The sequence below is a fragment of the Mucilaginibacter sp. P1_A3 genome, from assembly GCF_056406855.1.
This window is the reverse complement of sequence record NZ_JBFTZJ010000006.1, coordinates 50,118-71,513: the sequence shown is the minus strand read 5'-3', so window position 1 is coordinate 71,513 and position 21,396 is coordinate 50,118. Positions and strand designations below refer to the sequence as shown.

Below are 21,396 nucleotides of genomic sequence, written 5' to 3'. Positions count from 1 at the left end.
GGATGACAAAAGTTTTTTTTCCCGTTACCTGTGTCCTCACAGGCAACTAACAACAAATAAAATTATAACAAACTAAACACATGGGTTACGGGGCACTTGCATTAATTCCGCCACTGGTAGTAATTGTACTGGCTATCGCTTTAAGGGCATCCTTTGAAGCATTGCTAATAGGATGTATTGTCGGGTTTATCATCATTGGCTTTCATGACCATACCAATTTCTTTACTGATTTTATAGCCAGTTTTTATAAAGTAATGGAGGATCAAAGTACAGTTTGGGTGATACTGGTGTGCGGTTTATATGGATCGCTCATTGGTCTTATGGTTAAAAGCGGGGGTGCGCTGAAATTTGGTGAGGATGCCCTGAAATATATCAAAACAAAAAAGACTGCCCTATTTGGCACATGGGCATTAGGCCTGTTTATTTTCCTGGATGATTATTTAAGCGCGCTTACCGTGGGCGTCACCATGAAAAAAATTACTGATCATTTTAAAATATCGCGCGAGTACCTGGCTTATATTGTTAACACCACATCTGCTCCCTGGTGCGTTATTGTTCCCCTTTCTACGTGGACGGTGTTTATTGGGTCGATATTGGAAAAATGCAAGTTTGCCGCCCAGGGACAAGGCAACCATGTATACCTGTCAATTATCCCTTATGTTACTTACGGCTGGGTATCTGTACTACTTATCCCACTGGTAATCGTAGGGGTAATACCCATGATAGGGCGCATGAAAAAAGCCGAAATGCTATCAGCTAACCACATTATTGCGCTGCCGGTAGAGCCCGAGGAGATCACCATTCAATCATCAGGGTTTGAAACAGATAAAAAGCCGAGTTCGTTGTTTTTCATCCTGCCACTGGCGGTTACATTGGTTTGTACTTTTTTAATGAATTACGATGCCCTTAAAGGCATTATGGTTGGTGTTACATTCACCTTTGTTTATTACCTCATTATAAAGCTTGGCACCTTTCAGCAATTGAGCGAAACTGTTTTCTCGGGTTTCAACAGCATGATATATGCACTGGCATTGGTGGTCATGAGCTATGTTTTGAAAGATGTAGGCGATAAAATGGGCTTAACCGATTATGTGATCAACGGCGTAAAACCTTATATCAATAAAGAACTGTTGCCTGTTATAATTTTTGTATCCATATCACTTATCACCTACTCCACAGGCTCATCATGGGGAGTTTACGCGGTGGTTATACCTATAGTGATCCCGCTAGCGCATACTTTGGGTGCCAACGTTTTAATGAGTATTGGGGCCGTAGTAAGCACAGGGGTATTTGGCTCAAATGCCTGCCTGTATAGCGATGCCACTATATTAACATCGCAAAGTACAGATGTAAGCAACCTCAAACATTCATTTTCGCAATTACCATACGCATTGATCGCATTTATATTTTCATCGGTTATTTATATAGTGATGGGTTATACCGTTGCTTAGTTTTTAAAGATCATGACAACAGAAAAACCCGCATATTACCAGTTAATTCCCGACGGATTGATTGTTCAGAACACGAGGCCTGAGCATGTAGAACAACTGGAAGAACTTCAAAAAATTATTTTCCCTACGTTATCAAGCGAGGAGCATATAAGGGCTGTACATTATTTACGCCATCTGGAAGTTTTTCCTGAGGGACAGTTTGTAATAACCGATAAAGACCATGTTATAGGTATGACCACCACCATGCGCACCAATTTTGATTTTGCCAACTATGAACATACGTTTGCCGAAACCATAGCAGGCGGCTGGCTCACCAACCACAACCCCAATGGCGACTGGCTTTACGGCCTTGATATGGGCATATTACCCGCCTACCGCGGCCGCGGCCTGGCAAGAATACTTTACCGGGCAAGACATGAAATGGCCAAATTGCTGGGCTTAAAAGGGCAACTGACCGTGGGGATGATGAGTGGCTATGGTGCCGTAAGCAGCCAAATGAGCGGAGAAACTTATTACCAGGAATTGCTTACCGGTAAACGCAAAGACCCTACACTATCCAAACAAATGAAAATAGGCTTTGAGCCCATAGCCTTAATGCCCGAACATGTGAACGACCCTGTATGTGGCAACTATGGAGTACTGATAAAATTAGAAATAAGTAAGGATGTTTGAACGAAAGTGTCTGAATCAGAATTTCTGAACCGGAATTTTTTGAATTTGAAGAATTTCTTGAATTTGATTTGTAATTCTGTTAATTCATTAATTCTGTTAATTCATTAATTCTGTTAATTCATTAATTCTGTAAATTCTGGTTCAGACATCCCAATAAAACCAATGAAATCGTAAGACAATGAAATATATTCAATTAAAAACCGCGTTACCCGGCCCTAAAAGCCAGGAAATATTAGAGAGAAGAAAAAACGCGCTGCCAGCCGGTTTAGCCAAATCAACAGATGTAGTTGTTGAACGCGCCTCGGGCGCGTTGGTTTGGGATGTGGATGGCAACCAACTTATTGACCTGGCCGGTGGCATAGGCATGATCAACGTGGGTCATAGTGATCAAAACGTGGTAGATGCTATTAAAAAACAGGTTGATAAATATATCCATACCTGTTCGCTGGTCACCACCATGGAGCCATATATTGAACTGGCCGAATTGCTAAATGAAGTTACCCCCGGCAATTTTAAAAAGAAAACCTTACTGGCCAATTCAGGTTCCGAAGCGGTAGAAAATGCCATCAACGTAGCCAAGTATTTTACCAAACGCAATTCTATTTTATGTTTTGAGGGGGCTTATCATGGCCGCACCTTGTTAACCCTTAGCCTTACCAGTAAATATTCGTTGTTTAAAAAAGGGATGGGACCATTTGTATCTGATATATACCGCATCCCTGCTCCTAACCTGTATCGTAAAATACAAGGAATGAGCGATGAGGAATACGTCCAGTATTTTATTAAACAACTGGATATCGCCTTCATATCACAAGTTGATCCGGAATCATTAGCCGCCATTATTATTGAACCTGTAATGGGCGAAGGCGGCTTTATCCCAATGCCAAAGGCTTACCTTCAAAAAATCCGTGAAGTGTGTGATCAATATGGCATCGTGATGATTGCCGATGAGATCCAATGCGGGGCAGGCCGTACAGGAAAATTCTTTGCCGTTGATCATTTTGATATAGTACCCGATGTAGTGGTTAGTGCCAAATCAATAGGCGCGGGCATGCCCATAAGTGCGACAACCGGCCGGGCCGAGATCATGGATGCGCCGCATCCGGGTGGTGTTGGTGGTACTTATGGCGGTAGTCCGGTGGCCTGTGCTGCGGCGATTGAGGCCATTAAAATCATAAAAAGTGAAAGCTTCCTGACCCGTGTAAACGAGGTTGGCGAACTGATGCGCACTACGCTCGAAAGCTGGAAAGAGAAATACCAGATCATTGGTGATGTGCGCGGTTTAGGAGCCATGCGATTGGTAGAGTTTGTGAAAGATCGCGACAGTAAAGACCCGGACATGGATGTTACGTTAGAGATCATCAGAGATGCTGTAAGCCATGGCTTAATTATGATCCGCGCCGGTATGTTTAGTAATTGCCTGCGTTTATTGCCCCCTATTGTAATAACTGATGAGCAATTAACCGAGGCGCTGAGCGTTTTGGAAGAGGCGATTCAAAGAGCGGATAACAAAAGAAAATAAATGAGCATCAGGCACATGAACGGTGATGAATCAACAGGATTTCCTCCCTTTAAAAACGGGATTGGAAGCTTATTGATCCATAATGCCCGGATCATTTCATTTCACGATGGCTTTGATGACAATAATTTCAATACCATCGCTGTAGAAGGTAACCGCATAAAAGCTGTAGGCAGGTTTGAAGAATTGCAACCCCTCATCCAGCCCCGTACACAGGTAATTGACGCATTGGGTAAAACACTAATGCCGGGTTTAAATGATAGCCATATCCATATATGGAAGGTTGGTAACCTTAAAACCTATATGCTTGATGTAAGGGGAGCCGAAAGCCTGGATCACATGCTGCAAATGCTTGATGCCTATGCTCATCAGTACCCGGAAGCGGCCTGGATAACCGCCCGTGGCTTTAACGAAGCGGCCTGGCTTAACGGGCAGATCCCAACCAGGGCTGATTTGGATAAGGTATTGAAAGACCGGCCCGTTTATGTAATACGTACCTGTGCACATATTGCTGTTTGCAATTCAAAAGCGCTGGAAGTTTGTAACATTACCTCAAACACAATTGTACCCGATGGCGGTGTTGTTTATATCGGCGATGATGGTAAGCCAAACGGTATTTTCACCGAAACTGCCCTGGGCTTAATCACCAAAAACATTCCTTCTTATACAAAAGACCAACTGAAGGTGATGGTACTATCAGCACGGGAGGAGCTTTATAAATACGGCATCACCGCGGCAACAGATCCCGCGGTCGATCCGCTTTTACTGGAAGCATATTACGAAATGCACCAACAGGGTCAGCTGGGGTTCAGATTGAACGCTATTCCGATAATCCTCCCCGATGGTGGTGATGCCCCCTATCCTATTCCTGAATATTTCAAGTCGGACGGCTTTAACGTAAACACAGTTAAATTCTTTTCGGATGGTGGCTTAAGCGGCAAAACAGCCGCCCTTAAAAGGCATTATAAAAACTCATCAGAACAAGGCGTGCTGCGATTAAAACGGGATCAGTACACATCACTTTCCTTACAAGCATTACAAAAAGGTTTAGGCATAGCTACTCATGCCATTGGTGATGCCGCTATTGAATTTGTAATTGATGTTTATAAAGATCTTCATCATAAGTTCCCAAGTATCGTTAACAGGATAGAGCACCTGGGATTGCCCGAAGAAAAACATTTGCAGGATATGCAGCAATATAACATTGCCACATCCATGCAAACCATCTTTATCAGCGAATTGGGCAAAAACTTTATCAAATATCTTGATGACGATTATCTTAACCAATGTTATCCTGTAAATTCAGTTTTAAAACATAACATCTTGCTGGCTCTTTCATCAGATGCGCCGGTAGTAAAAGATTTAAATCCCTTTAAAGGCATGCAGGCCGCCGTTACCCGTACAGATAATGAAGGGAACGTGATAGCCGCGCAGGAGGGAATTAGCATAGCGTCAGCGCTTAAGGCTTATACCTGTAGCGCCGCTGTTGTTAGCAAAACCGATCAGGTTGGTTCGTTGGAAGCAGGTAAGCTGGCCGATTTTATTATCGCTGATAAAAATCCATTAACAACGGCCCCGCATGAGCTTAGCATGCTCAAGATCGAGCAAACTTTTGTTGACGGCAAATGTGTTTATACCAACCGATCTTAAGCTTTTGGAAAGTTGCGCATGTTATTTTACAACAGTAACTGCAATTCCTTTTTCCTGTAATACTTTCAACATTCCGGCACTTATTCCACTATCGGTAATAATATGCTGAACCTGGTCTAAAGGGCAAATTTTCCCTAAGCCCCGTTTTCCAAACTTTGTACTATCTGCCAATACAACTACAGTTTGTGCGGCATTAATCATTTTTTGATTTAGCCTGGCCTCCATTAAATTGGTGGTGGTTAATCCAATTTCGGGGTCAATTCCGTCAACACCTAAAAAAAGCATGCTGCATGCCATGTCCTGCAACATCACCTCGGGGTATGATCCCGTTACCGATGATGATGAAGTACGCAGTTGCCCACCCAATTGAACAACCTCCACATTGGAATGCTGCGATAACTCCATGGCTACATTTAGGGCCGAAGTAATTACTGTAAGGTGTTTGCCCGGGTTAATAGACCGTGCCAGGGCGAGCATAGTGGTACCCGATGCAATAATAATCGAGTCATTTTGTCCTATCAATGCAGCGGCGGCTATACCTATTTGTTGCTTTTCGGGCGCGTTTAGTTTTTCTTTCTCGGCTACAGGTCTGTCATTGGTATACGGGTTGCTTTTGGTAGCGCCGCCATGTGTTCTGAATAATAATTTTTTATCCTCCAAAAGTTTCAGGTCCTTCCGGATAGTTACTTCCGAAACATTCAATTCCTTTCCCAGCTCCTGTACATTTACAAAGCCATCATTATCCAGTTTTTGAAGTATAATTTTATGCCTGTCGGTATTTTTATTCATAAACGATCAAAAGTAAATAAAAAACAAACAACAGCCAATTGAAACAAAAAATAAGTTTCATTTCATTACTTTATGTTTCGATATTGTATATTTGAAACATAAACGAAATACAAAACAACAAAATGAGTATTTTCAAAAGAGATTCAATTTTAACATCTATAAAAGATAAGGATAAGTGCTGGGATGTAATTATAATAGGCGGTGGCGCAACCGGCCTTGGTGCAGCTGTTGATGCAGCCTCGAGGGGATTTTCGACATTACTCTTTGAACAGGCCGATTTTGCCAAAGGCACATCAAGCAGGGCAACCAAACTGGTACATGGCGGTGTGCGTTACCTGGCACAAGGCGATATAGGCTTAGTACGCGAAGCCCTGCATGAACGGGGTTTACTGTTGAAGAACGCCCCACACCTGGTAAAAAACGAAAGTTTCATTATCCCTAATTACAGCTGGTTTGATGGTGTATTTTACACAATTGGCTTAACCATATATGATTTGCTGGCCGGCAAGCTTGGTTTTGGCAGGGCAAAGCATATCTCCAAAAAAGAAATACTAAACAGGCTACCCGGAATTGAAGATAAAGGATTGTACGGTGGTGTAGCATACCATGATGGCCAGTTTGACGATTCCCGGTTGGCTATCAACCTGGCACAAACCGCTTTAGAACAAGGCGCTACAGTTTTAAACTATTTTAAGGTTACCGGGCTAATTAAAGATATCCATCATAAAATTACAGGCGTTGCAGTCGCCGATACAGAAACCGGCATTGCTTACCAGTTAAAAGCCAAAACCGTTATTAATGCAACCGGAGTTTTTGTTGATGATGTACTTAAAATGGACACACCCGATTGTAAGCCTTTAGTAAGGCCAAGCCAGGGGGTGCACCTTGTTTTAGACAAATCATTTATGCCGGGAGAAGATGCGATCATGATCCCTAAAACCGAGGACGGGCGCGTGCTGTTTGTGGTTCCCTGGCATAATAAGCTATTGGTTGGCACCACCGATACACCTATTGACAAACATAGCCTGGAGCCAATAGCCCTTGAAGCCGAAGTTGATTTCATTATGCGCACTGCGGCTAAGTATCTTACAAAAACACCAACCCGCAAGGACGTACTGAGTGTTTTTGCCGGTTTGCGACCACTGGCAGCCCCCCAGGATGATTCATCAAAAACAAAAGAAATCTCGCGCAGCCATAAACTCATTGTTTCCAAATCCGGCCTCATCACCATAACCGGCGGCAAGTGGACTACCTATCGTAAAATGGGCGAGGACACTATAGATAAAGCGATTGAAGTGGGTAAGTTAAAAAACAACATCTGCCACACCGCAGGCCTGCCCATTCATGGCAGCAGGCCAAACCCTGACCGGAGTAATCATTTATATGTATATGGCGCTGATATAGAGAAGGTATTAGCACTGGCAAACGAGGATACCGACTGGAAAAACCCGGTTCACCCGGATGATGAATACACTAAAGGCGAGGTTATCTGGTCGATAAGGTACGAGATGGCGCGTACCGTGGAGGATATACTGGCCCGCCGTACCCGCGTATTATTTTTAGATGCCCGCTTAGCTATGGCCATGGCCCCAGAGGTAGCGCGCCTTATGGCAAGCGAACTAAATAAGGATACTAAATGGCAAGCCGAACAGGTAAGCGCCTTTAATAAAGTTGCCAAAAACTATATATTAGCCTAACCAATAAACCACCAATTTATAAAACCTAAGTAATGGAAGAATACATTTTAGCCCTCGACCAGGGGACAACCAGCTCGAGGGCAATTATATTTGATCATGCGGGTCAAATCAAATCACTTTCGCAAAAAGAATTTAAACAATACTTCCCAAAACCGGGCTGGGTTGAACATGACCCCAACGAAATTTGGTCGAGCCAGGCGGGTGTTGCGGCCGAGGCTACGGTTAAAGCCGGGCTTAACGGTAAAAACATAAAAGCCATTGGTATCACTAATCAACGCGAAACTACCATTGTTTGGAACCGGGAAACCGGCGAAGCCATTTACAACGCCATTGTTTGGCAGGACAGGCGCACCGCTGCTTATTGCGATAAATTAAAGCAGGACGGCCATAGCGATATGATCCGCTCAAAAACAGGGTTGGTGATAGACGCCTATTTTTCGGGCTCAAAAATAAAATGGATCCTCGATAATGTAGAAGGTGCGCGCGCCGAGGCCGAGGCCGGGAAACTGGCTTTTGGAACTGTTGATAGCTGGCTGGTATGGAAGTTTACGCGTGGCCAGGTACATGTAACCGATGTTACCAACGCAAGCCGCACCATGTTGTTCAATATCCGCACCCAACAATGGGATGATGAATTATTGCAGCTGCTTGATATCCCCAAAAGCATGCTGCCCGAAGTAAAACAATCCAGCGAAATTTATGGCGAAACCGCTACAACCATATTTGCCAGCAAAATACCAATTGCAGGCATAGCAGGCGATCAGCATGCAGCGCTGTTCGGGCAAATGTGTATTGATAAGGCCATGGTTAAAAACACTTATGGCACGGGTTGTTTTATGCTGATGAATATTGGTAGTGAGTTTATTGAATCAAAAAACAATTTGCTTACCACCATTGCCTGGAAAATTAACGGCGAAATTCAATATGCCTTTGAAGGCAGCATATTTATTGGCGGAGCTGTGGTACAGTGGCTAAGAGACGGACTTGGTATTATTAAAACATCGGCAGATGTTGAACAGTTGGCTATGAGTGTTAAAGATACCGGTGGTGTATTTTTTGTACCTGCATTTGCCGGCTTAGGTGCCCCCTATTGGGACCCTGAAGCCAGGGGGACTATTGTTGGCCTTACACGGGGCACAACGGCTGGCCATTTGGCCCGGGCTGCGCTGGCTTCTATAGCATACCAAACTATGGATGTATTGAATGCCATGGAAGCGGATGCAGGCATGCAAATAAAAGAGTTACGTGTGGATGGTGGTGCCACGGCAAATGATTTACTGATGCAGTTTCAGGCTGATGTTTTAAGTTGCAAGGTTATAAGACCAAGCATTGTTGAAACAACTGCATTGGGTGCTGCATACCTTGCCGGTTTAGCGGTTGGTTTTTGGAAGGATGTAGCCGAGATACAACAGCTTTGGCAATCTGAAAAGGAATTTACACCCGGAGACGACCTGCAGGATATTAAAACAGATATTGAAGGGTGGAAAAGGGCTATCCATGCTGCGCAGAGCTGGTCTGATGCCGGGCAGGCAGTTCAAACGATTTAAGTAAATTATTCAAACCTATAAAATCTATTATCATGTCTCCATTTATTGCCGAGTTGCTTGGCACTATGTTACTTATACTTTTGGGCGATGGCGTAGTAGCCAACGTGGTATTAAAAGATACCAAGGGAAATAACAGCGGCTGGATAGTTATTACCACAGCCTGGGGGCTGGCCGTATTTGTTGGGGTTGTAGTCGCGGGGCCATATAGCGGCGCGCATCTTAACCCGGCGGTTACCATAGCATTGGCAATAGCCGGTAAATTTCCATGGGCAAATGTTCCGCTTTATATTGCTGCACAATTTTTAGGAGCGATGATTGGCTCATTCCTGGTATGGGCTATGTATTATGATCATTTTAAACGCACAAATGAGCCCGGTGCTATACTTGCTGTATTTTGTACCGGTCCGGCGGTTCGTAACTATGTATCAAATATTACCAGCGAAATTATTGGCGCTTTTGTACTGCTGTTTACTATATTTTATATTTCGGGTGGCGAAATCACTCCCACCAAAACGCCCGTAGGCCTCGGCTCTGTTGGCGCTATACCGGTAGCTTTATTGGTTTGGGTAATAGGTTTATCACTGGGCGGCACAACGGGTTATGCTATTAACCCCTGCCGGGATCTTGGACCACGTTTCATGCACATGATATTACCTATCAAAAATAAGGGCACCAGCGACTGGGCCTACGCGTGGATACCCGTTTTTGGCCCGATAGTAGGCGCATCTATAGCCGCCGGTTTGTATTTACTGGTGAAGTAAAATAGTTTTCTATACTTTTTCAAATGATTACTTGCCTGATTAAGGGTAATCAAAGTTAAAAAGCCGACGTCGTGCCGAATTTATTTCGGCATCCCACAGGACATTCACACCTGCCAGGTCTCCGACTTAAAGCGACATAAAAAAGCATTTATTTTTATGTCGCTTTTTTATGTAAAAACGACATTTAAACTTTATTTTCATCCATTGAATAATCCGTATGAAAAACCTCTTCCTTAAATCAACACGCCTTTTCTTTTTCTTAAGTTTCCTGGCTACCAATGTAAAAGCCATCCAGGCGACCGACACCGTGTTCACTTTACATATCGATTTGAGCAAAACGGCACAGACGATCGATAATTTCGGAGCTTCTGGTTGTTGGTTTTCTGAAGGGATTGGTAAGTATTGGCCCGCCGAAAAAAAAGAAACTATTGCCCGGCTGCTATTCAGCAAACAAAAAGATAAACAGGGAAACCCGGAAGGGATAGGCCTATCCGCCTGGAGGTTTAATATAGGAGCCGGCACTACAGAACAGGGCGACAGCAGTGGCATAAAAGATTTCAGGAAAAGAACTGAATGCTTTTTAAGTCCTGCCGGCAATTATGATTGGAACAAACAGGCTGGTTACCAATTCTTCCTGAAAAAAGCGCAAGACTATGGTGTTGAAACCCTGATTGCTTTTTCAAACAGCCCACCGGTTCAATTTACACGCAACGGCCTTGGGTATAAAACAGAAAAGGACCATACCAGTAATTTGCGGGCAGATGCGTATGATGCCTACGCGCAATTTTTAGCACAGGTAATTAAGCATTTTGATAGAGAGGGAATCCATTTCAGTTATATCAGCCCGGTTAACGAGCCGCAATGGGACTGGGCACATACTTATAAAGACGCTGACCAGGAAGGCTCTCCCTGGAAGAATGAAGATATTTATAAAGTTGTAGAAAAGCTAAACCAGGCCTTAAACAAAGAACAAATCAGCAGTAATATTTTAATAAGCGAAGCAGGCATGTTAAGCTTTTTATACTCGGGTACCGAAAACCATTCAAGTCAGATTCAACATTTTTTTGACCCCAAAAGTCCGCTATCAGTCAACAAACTCAATCATGTGCCGGCAACCATTGCAGGCCATAGCTATTTTACTGAAAGCAATGATAAAGCCTTGCTTACTACCCGCAGCCGCCTGGCAGATACTGCCAGCAAATACAAGGTTAACTTTTGGCAATCTGAATACAGCATGCTTGCCGATGGTTACAAAGAAGGAGCAAAAGGCAAAATAAGCGCCATAGATTGTGCTTTATTTTTGGCTAAAGTTATACATACCGACCTGACAACAGGCAACGCAACGGCCTGGCAGTTCTGGAACTCCTATGAGCCCGGTAATGCCGATTTTGATACCCGTTACTATCTAATCGCTTTAAAACCAAAACCCGATTTTAAAGATGGGGAATTTACGGCCACTAAAAATCTGTGGGCCTTAGGACATTACAGTTTGTTTATCCGCCCCGGTATGCAACGGGTTGCCATCAATACTCCTGACACCGCAACAGGTAAGCATGATTTATTGATCTCTGCCTGGAAAGATAAAAACAATCAATTGGTCATTGTAGGCATTAATCATGGCACCAAAAGCGCCCGGATCAAGCTCGCATTAAAGGGCGACCACATAAAATATAAAACAATGGTAACCTATTTGACAGACGGGGAGCAAGCCGATAATATGAAGGCATCGCCAGGCAAGAAATTTTCACCTGATGTTATTCTTCCAGCCCGTTCTATCTCCACATTGGTATTAAATTAAGGTTCAGGAGATAAGAATCAAACCATAAGAGGCTGTCTAAAAATAGATTGACCGCGCGTCAATTGCGAGTTGTAAAATTTCGCGAAACTCTGAAGGGAGAAATGACGTTTTAAAAGGTTTGTCATCCTGAGTTGTAAAATTTCGTGAAACTCTAAAGGAGAAATAACGTAACAAAAATGGCTGTCATCCTGAGCCTGTCGAGGGATAGTGGGCAAAGGCCTCTCCGCGCGAGTCTTCGACAGGCTCAGACTGACAGGCCCACACGTCTCAAAATCCAATACGTCATGGGTAGGAACGAAGGATCTATTCGCCGGCTGTATAGGGCGAAGAAGCATGGCGAACAACAGATCCTTCACTGCGTTCAGGATGACAAAAAGTTTTTTTTTGCAACAACGTCATGGGTAGGCACGAAGCAACGACGCGCAGATATGTACTTCATTAGAAGTATGAAAATTTAGACAGCCTCTAAGACACGTCTTTTTATTTCTTGATTCCTGACTCTTGCCTCTTGATTCTCTTCCCCCTACTCGCTTCTTAAACTTTTTACAGGGTTAGTCATGGCTGCCTTAATGGCCTGGAAGCTTACAGTTAAAAGCGTTATTATGATGATAGATGAGCCTGCAATAAAAAACACACCCACTCCCATGTTAATACGATAAACAAAGCCTTGCAGCCATTGATTCATCCCCCACCATGCCAGGGGGAAAGCGATAACTACAGCGATACATACCAGCTTCAGAAAATCCTGGGTTAGCATAATGGTTATACTATTTACCGATGCGCCAATTACTTTACGGATACCTATCTCTTTTTGCCGTTTTTGTGCAGTGAATGCTACCAATCCAAACAAACCAAGGCAGGAGATAAGAATAGCAAGGAAGGAGAAATATTTGGTTAAAGTTGAAACCCTTACTTCGGTTTCATATTGTTTTTGATAAGCCTGATCTAAAAAACTATAGGTGAACGGGAAACCCGGATTATAGAATTCATAAAGATGCTGTATCTGCGCGATGGTTTCTTTCTGCTGCGCTCCTTTAATCCTGATCATCATTTTAAAATATGGACTGGTTCCCTGGGCAAGCAATATAAACGATGGCCGTACCAATTCGTGTAATGATTCAAAGTGAAAATCTTTTACCACCCCGATAACCTGGAAATTACCTCCTAAAACTTTAACACTTCTACCAATAGGATTTTGAAGATGCATGGCCTTTACAGCAGTTTCGTTTAATATAACCTTAGCGCCTTCGGTTCCATAGTTTTTTGAAAAAGCCCTGCCAACGGCCATTTTCATTGCCATGGTTTCAATAAAATTATATCCGCCAAAAAAGCCTTCAAAATAAACATCCTTATTAGCTTCTTTGCCATCCCAGCTGAGGCCGGTGGTGCCAAAGTTGCGCCCTACAATATTATGCTGGGTAAAACTGGCGTTTACAACGCCGGGAATGTTCTTTAATTCGGCAGCAAATATTTCCTCTGTCCCGGCAAGCTTTCCTTCCGAATCAAACCTGATCATATTATCTTTATTATAACCCGGCGTAGTATTTTGGATAAATTGGATCTGCCTGTAAACTACCAGCACCGCAACAATCAGCATCACCGAAAGCGTGAATTGAAAAACTACAAGTCCCTTACGCGCAACCAGCTCTGCAAAAGATGAATTAAGCTTTCCTTTCAATATTGCTAAAGGGTTAAATTTTGATAAGTATAAAGCCGGGTAACTGCCCGAAACCAGGCCGGTAAGTAGTGTGATGCCAATTAAGATCCTGATCAGTTGAAAATCGAAATTCAATTTAATTTCCTTCCCGGTTAGCTGGTTAAACTGCGGCAGTAATAACCAGGCAATTATAATCGCGAGTATCATGGTAAATACAGCCATCAGCAATGATTCTGAGAGGAATTGGATGATTAGCTGGCTCCGGGCCGCACCTACCACCTTCTTAATCCCTACCTCCTTCATCCTGCCCGATGCCTTTGCTGTTGAAAGGTTCATGAAGTTGATACAGGCAATCAACAGTATAAATATGGCTATGAGCGAAAACAGCTTAATATACTCATCCCTGCCGCCTACCCTTGCCCCATGATTAAAGGTGTTACGCAAATAATTCTCTGAAAACCGCATGGCAAAAGCCCGTCTTGTGGTATCGCCGCTATTCTTTGTGACCAGGTTGGTGATTTTTTTATTGAATGCAGCAACATCTATTCCCTTTTTCAGCATCACAAAATTATGCGGACCGCCATTACTCCAGGTTTTAACCCAACCCTGCACATCGGCCAGGTAATCAAACGATAATACAAAATCAAATTGCTGGGAAGAATGCACAGGCAATTTTTCAAACACACCCGAAACAGCAAACTCCTTATCGTGCTGAAATCTAATGGATTTACCTATCGCGTTATCTACCGTATTAAAAAGCTTTTTTGCAAGCTCATCAGAAATAACGATATCGTTTTTAGCAGCAAGTACTTTCCCGCGTTCGCCCTGCAGCATTTTAAACGAAAAAATATTAAAATAGTCCTTACCCACATACTGCCCTGTAGCCTTAATGTTTTTATCGCCTACGGTGAGGGTAAATTTTTGCCACCAATCTGCAGGGGCAACTGCTGCCGCATATTCAACATCCTCCGGAGCCTGAACCTTTAAAAGGTCACTAACAAGCCCCGATGATTCATCGGTAAGCGATTGGCTTCCGCCACCTATCCGGGTCTCCATCACCTGGTAAACCTGGTTATCATGTTCAAAAAACTTATCGTAGCTTAACTCATCATGCACCCATAAATAAATCAATAAAGTACAGGCCAATCCCGCAGAAAGACCCATCATATTCAGAAAAGTAAATTGCTTATCTTTTTTCAGGTTGCGAAACGCTATCTTTAAGTAGTTCTTTATCATGGCTTTAGGATTAATAATTGCGTAATCACTAATTACAATTAAAAACTATGCCTCGGATGTAAGTACTTGATTATTAATAAATTAATACCAAAACCACATTTATCACTGTATCAAAAACGAACAGCATCCGTTCGTTTTCGTGTAAGATAAATTCAGATAAAATTTACGTTTGCGGATATTGATATTTTTTAACTTTTATCCTGCTCTTAAAGCCCTGCAATATTCATGAATTATTTTCACCGACATAATCCCCGCATTTACCGACAACTTTAAACCTTCTGCGGGGATTAACTTTCTCCGGATAGGCAATTGCCTATTTTTGATTAACAATAAAGTCAAGAGTATGAATATTTTATCAGGAACCATCACACAAAATACGGACCATAGCTTCAACACAACAGCTATTTTCGGCGAGATAAAAAGAACAGTACTTTCAAAAGATTTTAAAGGCGGCATCGTCAGAAATTTATTCGGCAATACCGAGTTGGATTTTACCCAGGCCGACCTTACGGGTGTGGCCATCCTTGATATTTCACAGGCATTTGGCCAGGTAACCATAGCCATACCCATTGATTGGCGCGTTGAAACAGAGATTACGCACATTGCTTCGGAAATGGATGATGACCGGAGTTATTTAATCCGCACAGCAAAGTCAAATAAAGTATTGGTGCTTAAAGGGCTATCTGTATTTGCAGCTGTTGAAATAGTGAATTTCCTGGAAGAATAACCTGCACCTTACGAATTATAAATAAGTAAATCGTCATTGCGAGGTACGAAGCAATCTCCAAGCTATACAGAGCGGCTCTACAAGGCCGATCTACCTTTGTAGAGATTGCTTCGTACCTCGCAATGACGATCTTTTTCTCTATTTTTATACAGTCTCTAACAATCACGCCAACATTCTAATGTAAGTCGGGTTAAAACTCCTTTTACAGTTCCGCTTTCTGTAACAATTATTCTACCTGCAACCTGTTTCAGCCAAAGCTCCCTCCTTTTTTATAAATTAGGTTCATGAAACACATTAACCCAAATTTCAGTAATAGCATGTGGCGCAAAACAAGGCCATTTTTATTTGGCATGATGCTTTGCAGCGGCATTGCTCATGCACAATCAACAAATCCTATTATTAATAATATCATGACCGAGGAAACCAGCAACTCGCAGCTGGAAAAACTGGCGCATGAACTTTTTGATGGTATCGGCCCACGTTTGGTAGGCACACCGCAAATGAAACAGGCCAATGACTGGGCTGTAGCCAAATATAAAAGCTGGGATATCCAGGCTCATAACGAAAAATGGGGCGAATGGCGTGGCTGGGAACGTGGCGTTTCGCATATTGATATGATTTCTCCGCGCGTAAAATCATTAGAAGGCACACAACTGGCCTGGAGCCCGGGCATGGGTAAAAAAACCGTTACTGCCGAAGTAATTATTCTTGCTGACGTAACAGACTCTGTTGCTTTTCAGCAATGGCTGCCAAAAGTAAAAGGTAAATTAGTGATGATTTCCATGTGCCAGCCAACCGGCAGGCCCGATTATAACTGGACGGAATTTGCCACCAAGGAATCATTCGATAAAATGAAGGCTGCCCGCACTGCTCAAACCGATGCCTGGAAAAAGCGGATCAGCAAAACCGGTTTTACCAATAAAACATTGCCTGTTGCACTTGAAAACGCAGGTGCTGTAGGTATCATTACCAATAACTGGTCTGCAGGTTTTGGGGTTGATAAAATATTTGGAGCCAACACCAAAATAGTACCTACAGTTGATATCGCGCTGGAAGATTATGGCATGCTTTATCGCCTAAGCGAATCAGGCAACAGCCCAAAGATCAGCATCCATTGCGAATCAAAAGAACTGGGTGTAGTACCTACCTTTAATACCATTGCAGAAATAAAAGGAACCGAAAAACCCGATGAATATGTGATGCTTTCGGCACACTTTGACTCATGGGATGGTGGTACGGGCGCTACAGATAACGGTACAGGTACCCTTACCATGATGGAGGCTATGCGTTTACTTAAAAAATATTATCCTCACCCAAAACGTACCATATTAGTAGGCCACTGGGGCAGCGAAGAAGAAGGCCTGAATGGTTCACGGGCCTTTGTAGAGGATCACCCCGAGATAGTAAAAAACCTGCAGGCGTTGTTTAACCAGGATAATGGTACCGGCCGCGTAGTTAACTTAAGCGGACAAGGCTTTGTAGAAGCAAAAGATTATTTGGGCAGATGGCTTGCTGCCGTGCCCGATACGCTTAAAAACAGGATCAAAACAACTTTCCCTGGCCAGCCGGGTGGTGGTGGGTCCGACTTTGCTTCATTTGTAGCTGTTGGCGCTCCTGGTTTTTCCTTAAGCTCGCTTAACTGGTCATATGGTTCATACACCTGGCATACCAACCGCGATACCTATGATAAGGTTGTATTTGATGACCTGCGCAATAACGCCATGCTGGCAGCTATAATGGCTTACATGGCCAGCGAGGATCCGGCTAAAACAACAAACACCAAAACAGAGGGCGTTAAATGGCCGGTTCAAACGATGTCAAACAGGCACGGAGGATTGGATAAGTAACCTATTGCTTTGTATTATTTAAAAGCCTTTCAGCATTTACTGAGAGGCTTTTTGGTTTATAAACAAGCGCCCGGCAATCTATATTTAAACAAAACATTTTACGCTTTTGGCGCTTAGTAGTATATAAACCAATATCAAAAATCATGAAACACGCATTCATCTTCGGGACCACCATTTTCCTGAGTACACAACGCACGCTTAACGTAAGTGATGGCGATAATAACACGGAGTTTTTAAGGATTTTATCATTTTACAATGAAAGAAAAAACAACGAAAGCCTGGTGCTTAATATTGATGCAAACATCTCAACCATGGATGGTCATACTTTAAGCATTGTAAGCAATACCGTTGCCGACAGGCCAGACATTAGTTTAGTGATCACTAAAGCCCGTATTAAAGTGTACCAAACCGGTCATGAAGAACCCGTACTTGATGTTTACCAGTTTGATGAACATGAATATGCCGGTTTATCAAGCCATATACTTAATGAAATACATGCCCAGAACCCAGATAGAGTGTTAACCATTAAAGGCAATTTTAAAGTTGGCAACACACATTTCCTGATAGAGAATGAGAAAATGTTTGTGGACACCAACGGATATGCCAATGGAGTAGTGAATGCACATCATGGTATTATACTTTCGCCTGCCAATCATGATTTTGATTAGTCAATAAAAAAAACGAGCCTACACAAAATTGTATAGACTCGTTTTTTTGTTTTAAGCAGTTAATCCCGTAAAATTAAAGCCGGTGATTGAACGCCTTTTGCCTTCAGCATTTAATAACCCCAGCCAAGCGGTGCATCTGCAGGTTTAATACCCCAGGCTTTGTTAGGTTTTGATCCCATTACAAATTCAAGTTTGCCTCCGTTTACTATATCATTTTGGGTAATATAGGTTTTGGTATAGGTTTTACCGTTCAGTTTTAATGATTGAATATAGCCGTTTTGCTTACCGGCGTTTTTTACATCAACGGTAAAAAATTTGCCACTTGCCACACTGATCTGCGCATGTTTTAAAACCGGCGAACCGATGGCATAAACACCATTTGCAGGGTTAACCGGGTAAAAGCCCATCGCGCTAAAAATATACCATGATGACATCTGGCCGCAATCTTCATTACCAGAGTAGCCCGATGATGAATTATTATACAATTCGTTTAACACTTTAGCTACATACATTTGGGTTTTCCAGGGTTGGCCTGCATAATCATATAAATAAGCTACGTGATGGCTTGGCTCGTTACCATGAGCATACTGGCCTATAAAGCCTGATGCATTACCGTTAACTTCCCCGGGTTTATCTTTGGTAGAGAAAAACTGATCAAGCTTTTGGGCAAAAGCACTATTACCGCCAACAAGATTTATAAGGCCGGATACGTTTTGAGGCACATACCAAAAATATTGCCATGCATTGCCTTCGGTATAAGGGCTGCCGCCGTTACCGCCATATGCCAGCGGATCAAAAGGCTCCATCCAGTTACCATCCTTCTTTTTGGCCTGGAAAAAGCCGGTTTTGGTATTGTATAAATTCCTGTAAAATTCAGATCGTTTCATGAAGTGCTCATAGTCTTCTGTTTTATTCAGCTTTTTGGCTAATTGAGCTACGCACCAATCATCATAGGCCATTTCCAGCGTTACAGATACTGATTGTGATTCCACATCTTCGGGAATATATTGGTATTTCTCCAATGATGTAAATGGTGATCCGGGATGGTCTGTTACCGAAGAGCCTTTGATAGCTTCATAAGCTTTTTCGTAGTTGAAGCCTTTTATATTCTTTAAAGCGGCATCAACAATAACCGGGATGGCATGGTTACCAATCATACAATAATTTTCATCGCCCCATAATTGCCATATAGGCAGGTAACCATAGGTATCATACTGGCGCATCATACTATTGATAAAGCCTGCTGTTTTCTCTGGCTGGATCAAGGTATAAAGCGGATGCGCTGCACGGTAGGTATCCCACAATGAAAAAGTAGAGTAATGGGTTTTATCGGGTGCGTTGGCAATGGTAAGATCGGTAGCCTGGTAATCGCCATTTACATCTGCCATGTTGTTGGGCTGGGTAAAGGCATGGTACATACCTGTATAAAAGATCTGTTTTTGCTCCAGCGTTCCTTCAACCTTGATCTTTTCCAGTTCATGCTCCCACTGCAGGCTGCTCTGTTTGCTGGTATTATCAAAATCCCAGTCAGGCAGTTCGGCCTTCATATTCATGCGGGCATTCTCGGTACTAACCGGCGAGAGGCCAACTTTTACTAATACCTGTTCCTTATCTTTAGTATTAAAGTTTAAGGCTGCTTTCAGGTCTGTTCCGTTAATGATAGTTAAATCAGTATACCTGCGGCTTCCGCTTGCCAAAACACTGCTTGTAAATGGCTTTGAAAACTCGGCATGAAAGTAAACCTTACGTAATTTAGCCCAGCCACTTAAAATGCGATAACCCTCAATAGTATGGTCATCAACTATTTTTAACTGCGCGCTAATAATTTTGCAAACCCAATAACCCCGCTTTTTATCAAGGGTATGATCCATATCGATAATAATATGTGATTCCTCGCTCTTTGGGAAAGTATAACGGTGAAGCCCTACATGTGATGTTGAAGTAAGCTCGGCATTTATGCCATAGTCTTTTAACATCACCTGGTAATATCCGGGCTTAGCCACCTCTTCTTTATGCGAAAAAGATGAGCTATAACCACTGCCTGGTTTACCGGCGCTGCCCGGCACCAATTTAATTGCACCGGTAGTAGGCATCATTAATACATCAAACAAATCTGATACGCCTGTACCACTCAGGTGGGTATGACTAAAGCCAATAATGGTTTTATCGTTGTAATCATAACCGGAAGCCGGATCATCAGGAGCCTCACGGGTATCAGGACTTAGCTGTACAAAGCCAAATGGAACAGTTGACCCCGGAAAGTTACTTCCCGATAAACTGTTTTTATCTACAGCTCCTGTGCCGATGAAAGGGTTAACGTATTGAACCAGGTTATCCGGGGTATTTTTTTGTGCAAATACCATCGAACTAAAACAAACAAAGCCAATGCTTAAAATTTTTTTCATTAAATTAATTAGAAAGATCAATTGATGCCGCGAATATAGCGCACACAAAATAGCTTTTATATGTATCTACATATATTTTACACAGATGGACCCATTATGTGATTAAGGTTGATCCCGCGGAAGAGTCAGACCCCTTCAGGCCCAATCCATCAATCCGTTTTTCTGAAATAGCGGCATCCAAAGGCATACATCGGCTAAAAGCACCGGTGCCGATACCTTACACCTTAATGCTGTGGCCGTTATAGCATCATACAGATTAGTTTCTGTTTGGCATACGGAAAGCAAAATGTATTGTATTTCGGTAAGCTCTGTCATGGTTACCTTAAAGTTTTTGCGGCTCACCGCCATAAAAGTTTTTTGGGGCGATGGTAATTCATAATCCAAATCGCGGTAAACGGATGTAAAAAATTGGATCATCGAAAATTCCAGTTCCAGCAATTGCAAACAGCCGGGCGTGGATACTTTAACAACATTAAAAAAAACATTCTGGATACTTATTTCCTCATCCCTATGTACGTTGCCTTCCGTTCCGGGAGCACGCATAGCTTCCTGCCGGGCTCTTTCCAGCTTGGTTAAAGCTATGGGGAGATCCATAAAACCATCCAGATCACCCTCGTCACCAGGTACAACCGGCGGCTTTGTTTTAGCTAAAAATGAAGGAAAAACTTTCCCCAGGTCATATAAGGTAAATGAAGTGGATGGATGATAAAGTAAGTAGGCCTTTGCAAAACTATCAAACACCTCATCGCCCATAAATTTTTTACTGATAGCGTAATCGGCATACATGCAATCCAGCAGGCGCAGCAAATAGCCCGAGCTATACACATTTAAACGGGCATATACCGAGGCTTTACCCTGGTCGGCTACCACATCTGTTTCGCTCAAACCATAAAGTTGTTTTGCCCGTCCCAGTTTTTGAGGCATATAACCTGGCGTCATCACCACTGCTTTGAGCCAGTTTTGCATTAATAT

Annotated in this window: 15 protein-coding genes; 11 read left to right on the top strand and 4 right to left on the bottom strand. The window is 42.8% G+C overall.

Annotation, left to right across the window (positions count from 1 at the left end; translation table 11 throughout):
* Positions 1 to 80 precede the first annotated feature (80 nt).
* The 4 genes from AC1D0K_RS13665 (at position 81) to AC1D0K_RS13650 (ending at position 5,292) form a co-directional block, all read left to right on the top strand.
* Entirely contained in the window at positions 81 to 1,451 is a 1,371-nt protein-coding gene (locus tag AC1D0K_RS13665) for a Na+/H+ antiporter NhaC family protein (protein ID WP_477392901.1), read from the top strand.
* 12 nt (positions 1,452 to 1,463) lie between these two features.
* The gene (locus AC1D0K_RS13660) at positions 1,464 to 2,123 is read left to right on the top strand and encodes a GNAT family N-acetyltransferase (RefSeq protein ID WP_477392899.1); all 660 of its coding nucleotides are present in this window, start codon (positions 1,464 to 1,466) and stop codon (positions 2,121 to 2,123) included.
* A gap of 178 nt (positions 2,124 to 2,301) precedes the next feature.
* Entirely contained in the window at positions 2,302 to 3,645 is a 1,344-nt protein-coding gene (locus AC1D0K_RS13655; RefSeq protein ID WP_477392897.1) for an aspartate aminotransferase family protein, read from the top strand.
* Entirely contained in the window at positions 3,646 to 5,292 is a 1,647-nt protein-coding gene (locus AC1D0K_RS13650) for an amidohydrolase (protein WP_477392895.1), read from the top strand.
* A gap of 21 nt (positions 5,293 to 5,313) precedes the next feature.
* Here AC1D0K_RS13650 and AC1D0K_RS13645 read toward each other — a convergent pair whose 3' ends face one another.
* Positions 5,314 to 6,081: a DeoR/GlpR family DNA-binding transcription regulator gene (locus tag AC1D0K_RS13645; protein WP_477392893.1), complete on the bottom strand. Its 768-nt coding sequence runs from the start codon at positions 6,079 to 6,081 to the stop codon at positions 5,314 to 5,316.
* Between the two features lie 122 nt (positions 6,082 to 6,203).
* Between AC1D0K_RS13645 and AC1D0K_RS13640 the strand changes: the two genes are divergently transcribed.
* The 4 genes from AC1D0K_RS13640 (at position 6,204) to AC1D0K_RS13625 (ending at position 11,884) form a co-directional block, all read left to right on the top strand.
* Complete coding sequence (locus AC1D0K_RS13640) at positions 6,204 to 7,778, top strand: glycerol-3-phosphate dehydrogenase/oxidase (RefSeq protein WP_477392891.1); 1,575 nt, start codon at positions 6,204 to 6,206, stop codon at positions 7,776 to 7,778.
* 32 nt (positions 7,779 to 7,810) lie between these two features.
* A complete protein-coding gene (gene glpK, locus AC1D0K_RS13635; protein ID WP_477392889.1) occupies positions 7,811 to 9,325 on the top strand; it encodes a glycerol kinase GlpK in 1,515 nt (504 codons plus the stop codon).
* 32 nt (positions 9,326 to 9,357) lie between these two features.
* Entirely contained in the window at positions 9,358 to 10,086 is a 729-nt protein-coding gene (locus AC1D0K_RS13630) for an MIP/aquaporin family protein (RefSeq protein WP_295719268.1), read from the top strand.
* Positions 10,087 to 10,303: 217 nt separating this feature from the next.
* Positions 10,304 to 11,884: a glycoside hydrolase gene (locus AC1D0K_RS13625; RefSeq protein WP_477392887.1), complete on the top strand. Its 1,581-nt coding sequence runs from the start codon at positions 10,304 to 10,306 to the stop codon at positions 11,882 to 11,884.
* Positions 11,885 to 12,407: 523 nt separating this feature from the next.
* Here AC1D0K_RS13625 and AC1D0K_RS13620 read toward each other — a convergent pair.
* A complete protein-coding gene (locus AC1D0K_RS13620) occupies positions 12,408 to 14,777 on the bottom strand; it encodes an ABC transporter permease (protein WP_477392885.1) in 2,370 nt (789 codons plus the stop codon).
* A gap of 343 nt (positions 14,778 to 15,120) precedes the next feature.
* Between AC1D0K_RS13620 and AC1D0K_RS13615 the strand changes: the two genes are divergently transcribed.
* The 3 genes from AC1D0K_RS13615 to AC1D0K_RS13605 all read left to right on the top strand — a co-directional run bounded on the left by AC1D0K_RS13615 (position 15,121) and on the right by AC1D0K_RS13605 (position 18,019).
* Positions 15,121 to 15,504 carry a LiaF domain-containing protein gene (locus AC1D0K_RS13615; RefSeq protein ID WP_477392883.1) on the top strand — a complete coding sequence of 128 codons (384 nt, stop codon included), beginning with the start codon at positions 15,121 to 15,123 and terminating at the stop codon, positions 15,502 to 15,504.
* Between the two features lie 284 nt (positions 15,505 to 15,788).
* Positions 15,789 to 17,351 (top strand): M20/M25/M40 family metallo-hydrolase, encoded by a 1,563-nt coding sequence (locus AC1D0K_RS13610; RefSeq protein ID WP_477392881.1) that lies wholly within the window; start codon positions 15,789 to 15,791, stop codon positions 17,349 to 17,351.
* A gap of 143 nt (positions 17,352 to 17,494) precedes the next feature.
* On the top strand, positions 17,495 to 18,019 hold the full coding sequence (locus AC1D0K_RS13605; RefSeq protein ID WP_477392879.1) for a hypothetical protein: 525 nt from the start codon (positions 17,495 to 17,497) through the stop codon (positions 18,017 to 18,019).
* Between the two features lie 110 nt (positions 18,020 to 18,129).
* Here the strand turns inward: AC1D0K_RS13605 and AC1D0K_RS13600 are convergent, their stop codons facing one another.
* Both AC1D0K_RS13600 and AC1D0K_RS13595 read right to left on the bottom strand, forming a co-directional pair.
* A complete protein-coding gene (locus AC1D0K_RS13600) occupies positions 18,130 to 20,424 on the bottom strand; it encodes a GH92 family glycosyl hydrolase (RefSeq protein ID WP_477392877.1) in 2,295 nt (764 codons plus the stop codon).
* Between the two features lie 135 nt (positions 20,425 to 20,559).
* On the bottom strand, positions 20,560 to 21,390 hold the full coding sequence (locus AC1D0K_RS13595) for an HvfC/BufC family peptide modification chaperone (RefSeq protein WP_477392875.1): 831 nt from the start codon (positions 21,388 to 21,390) through the stop codon (positions 20,560 to 20,562).
* Positions 21,391 to 21,396: the final 6 nt, after the last annotated feature.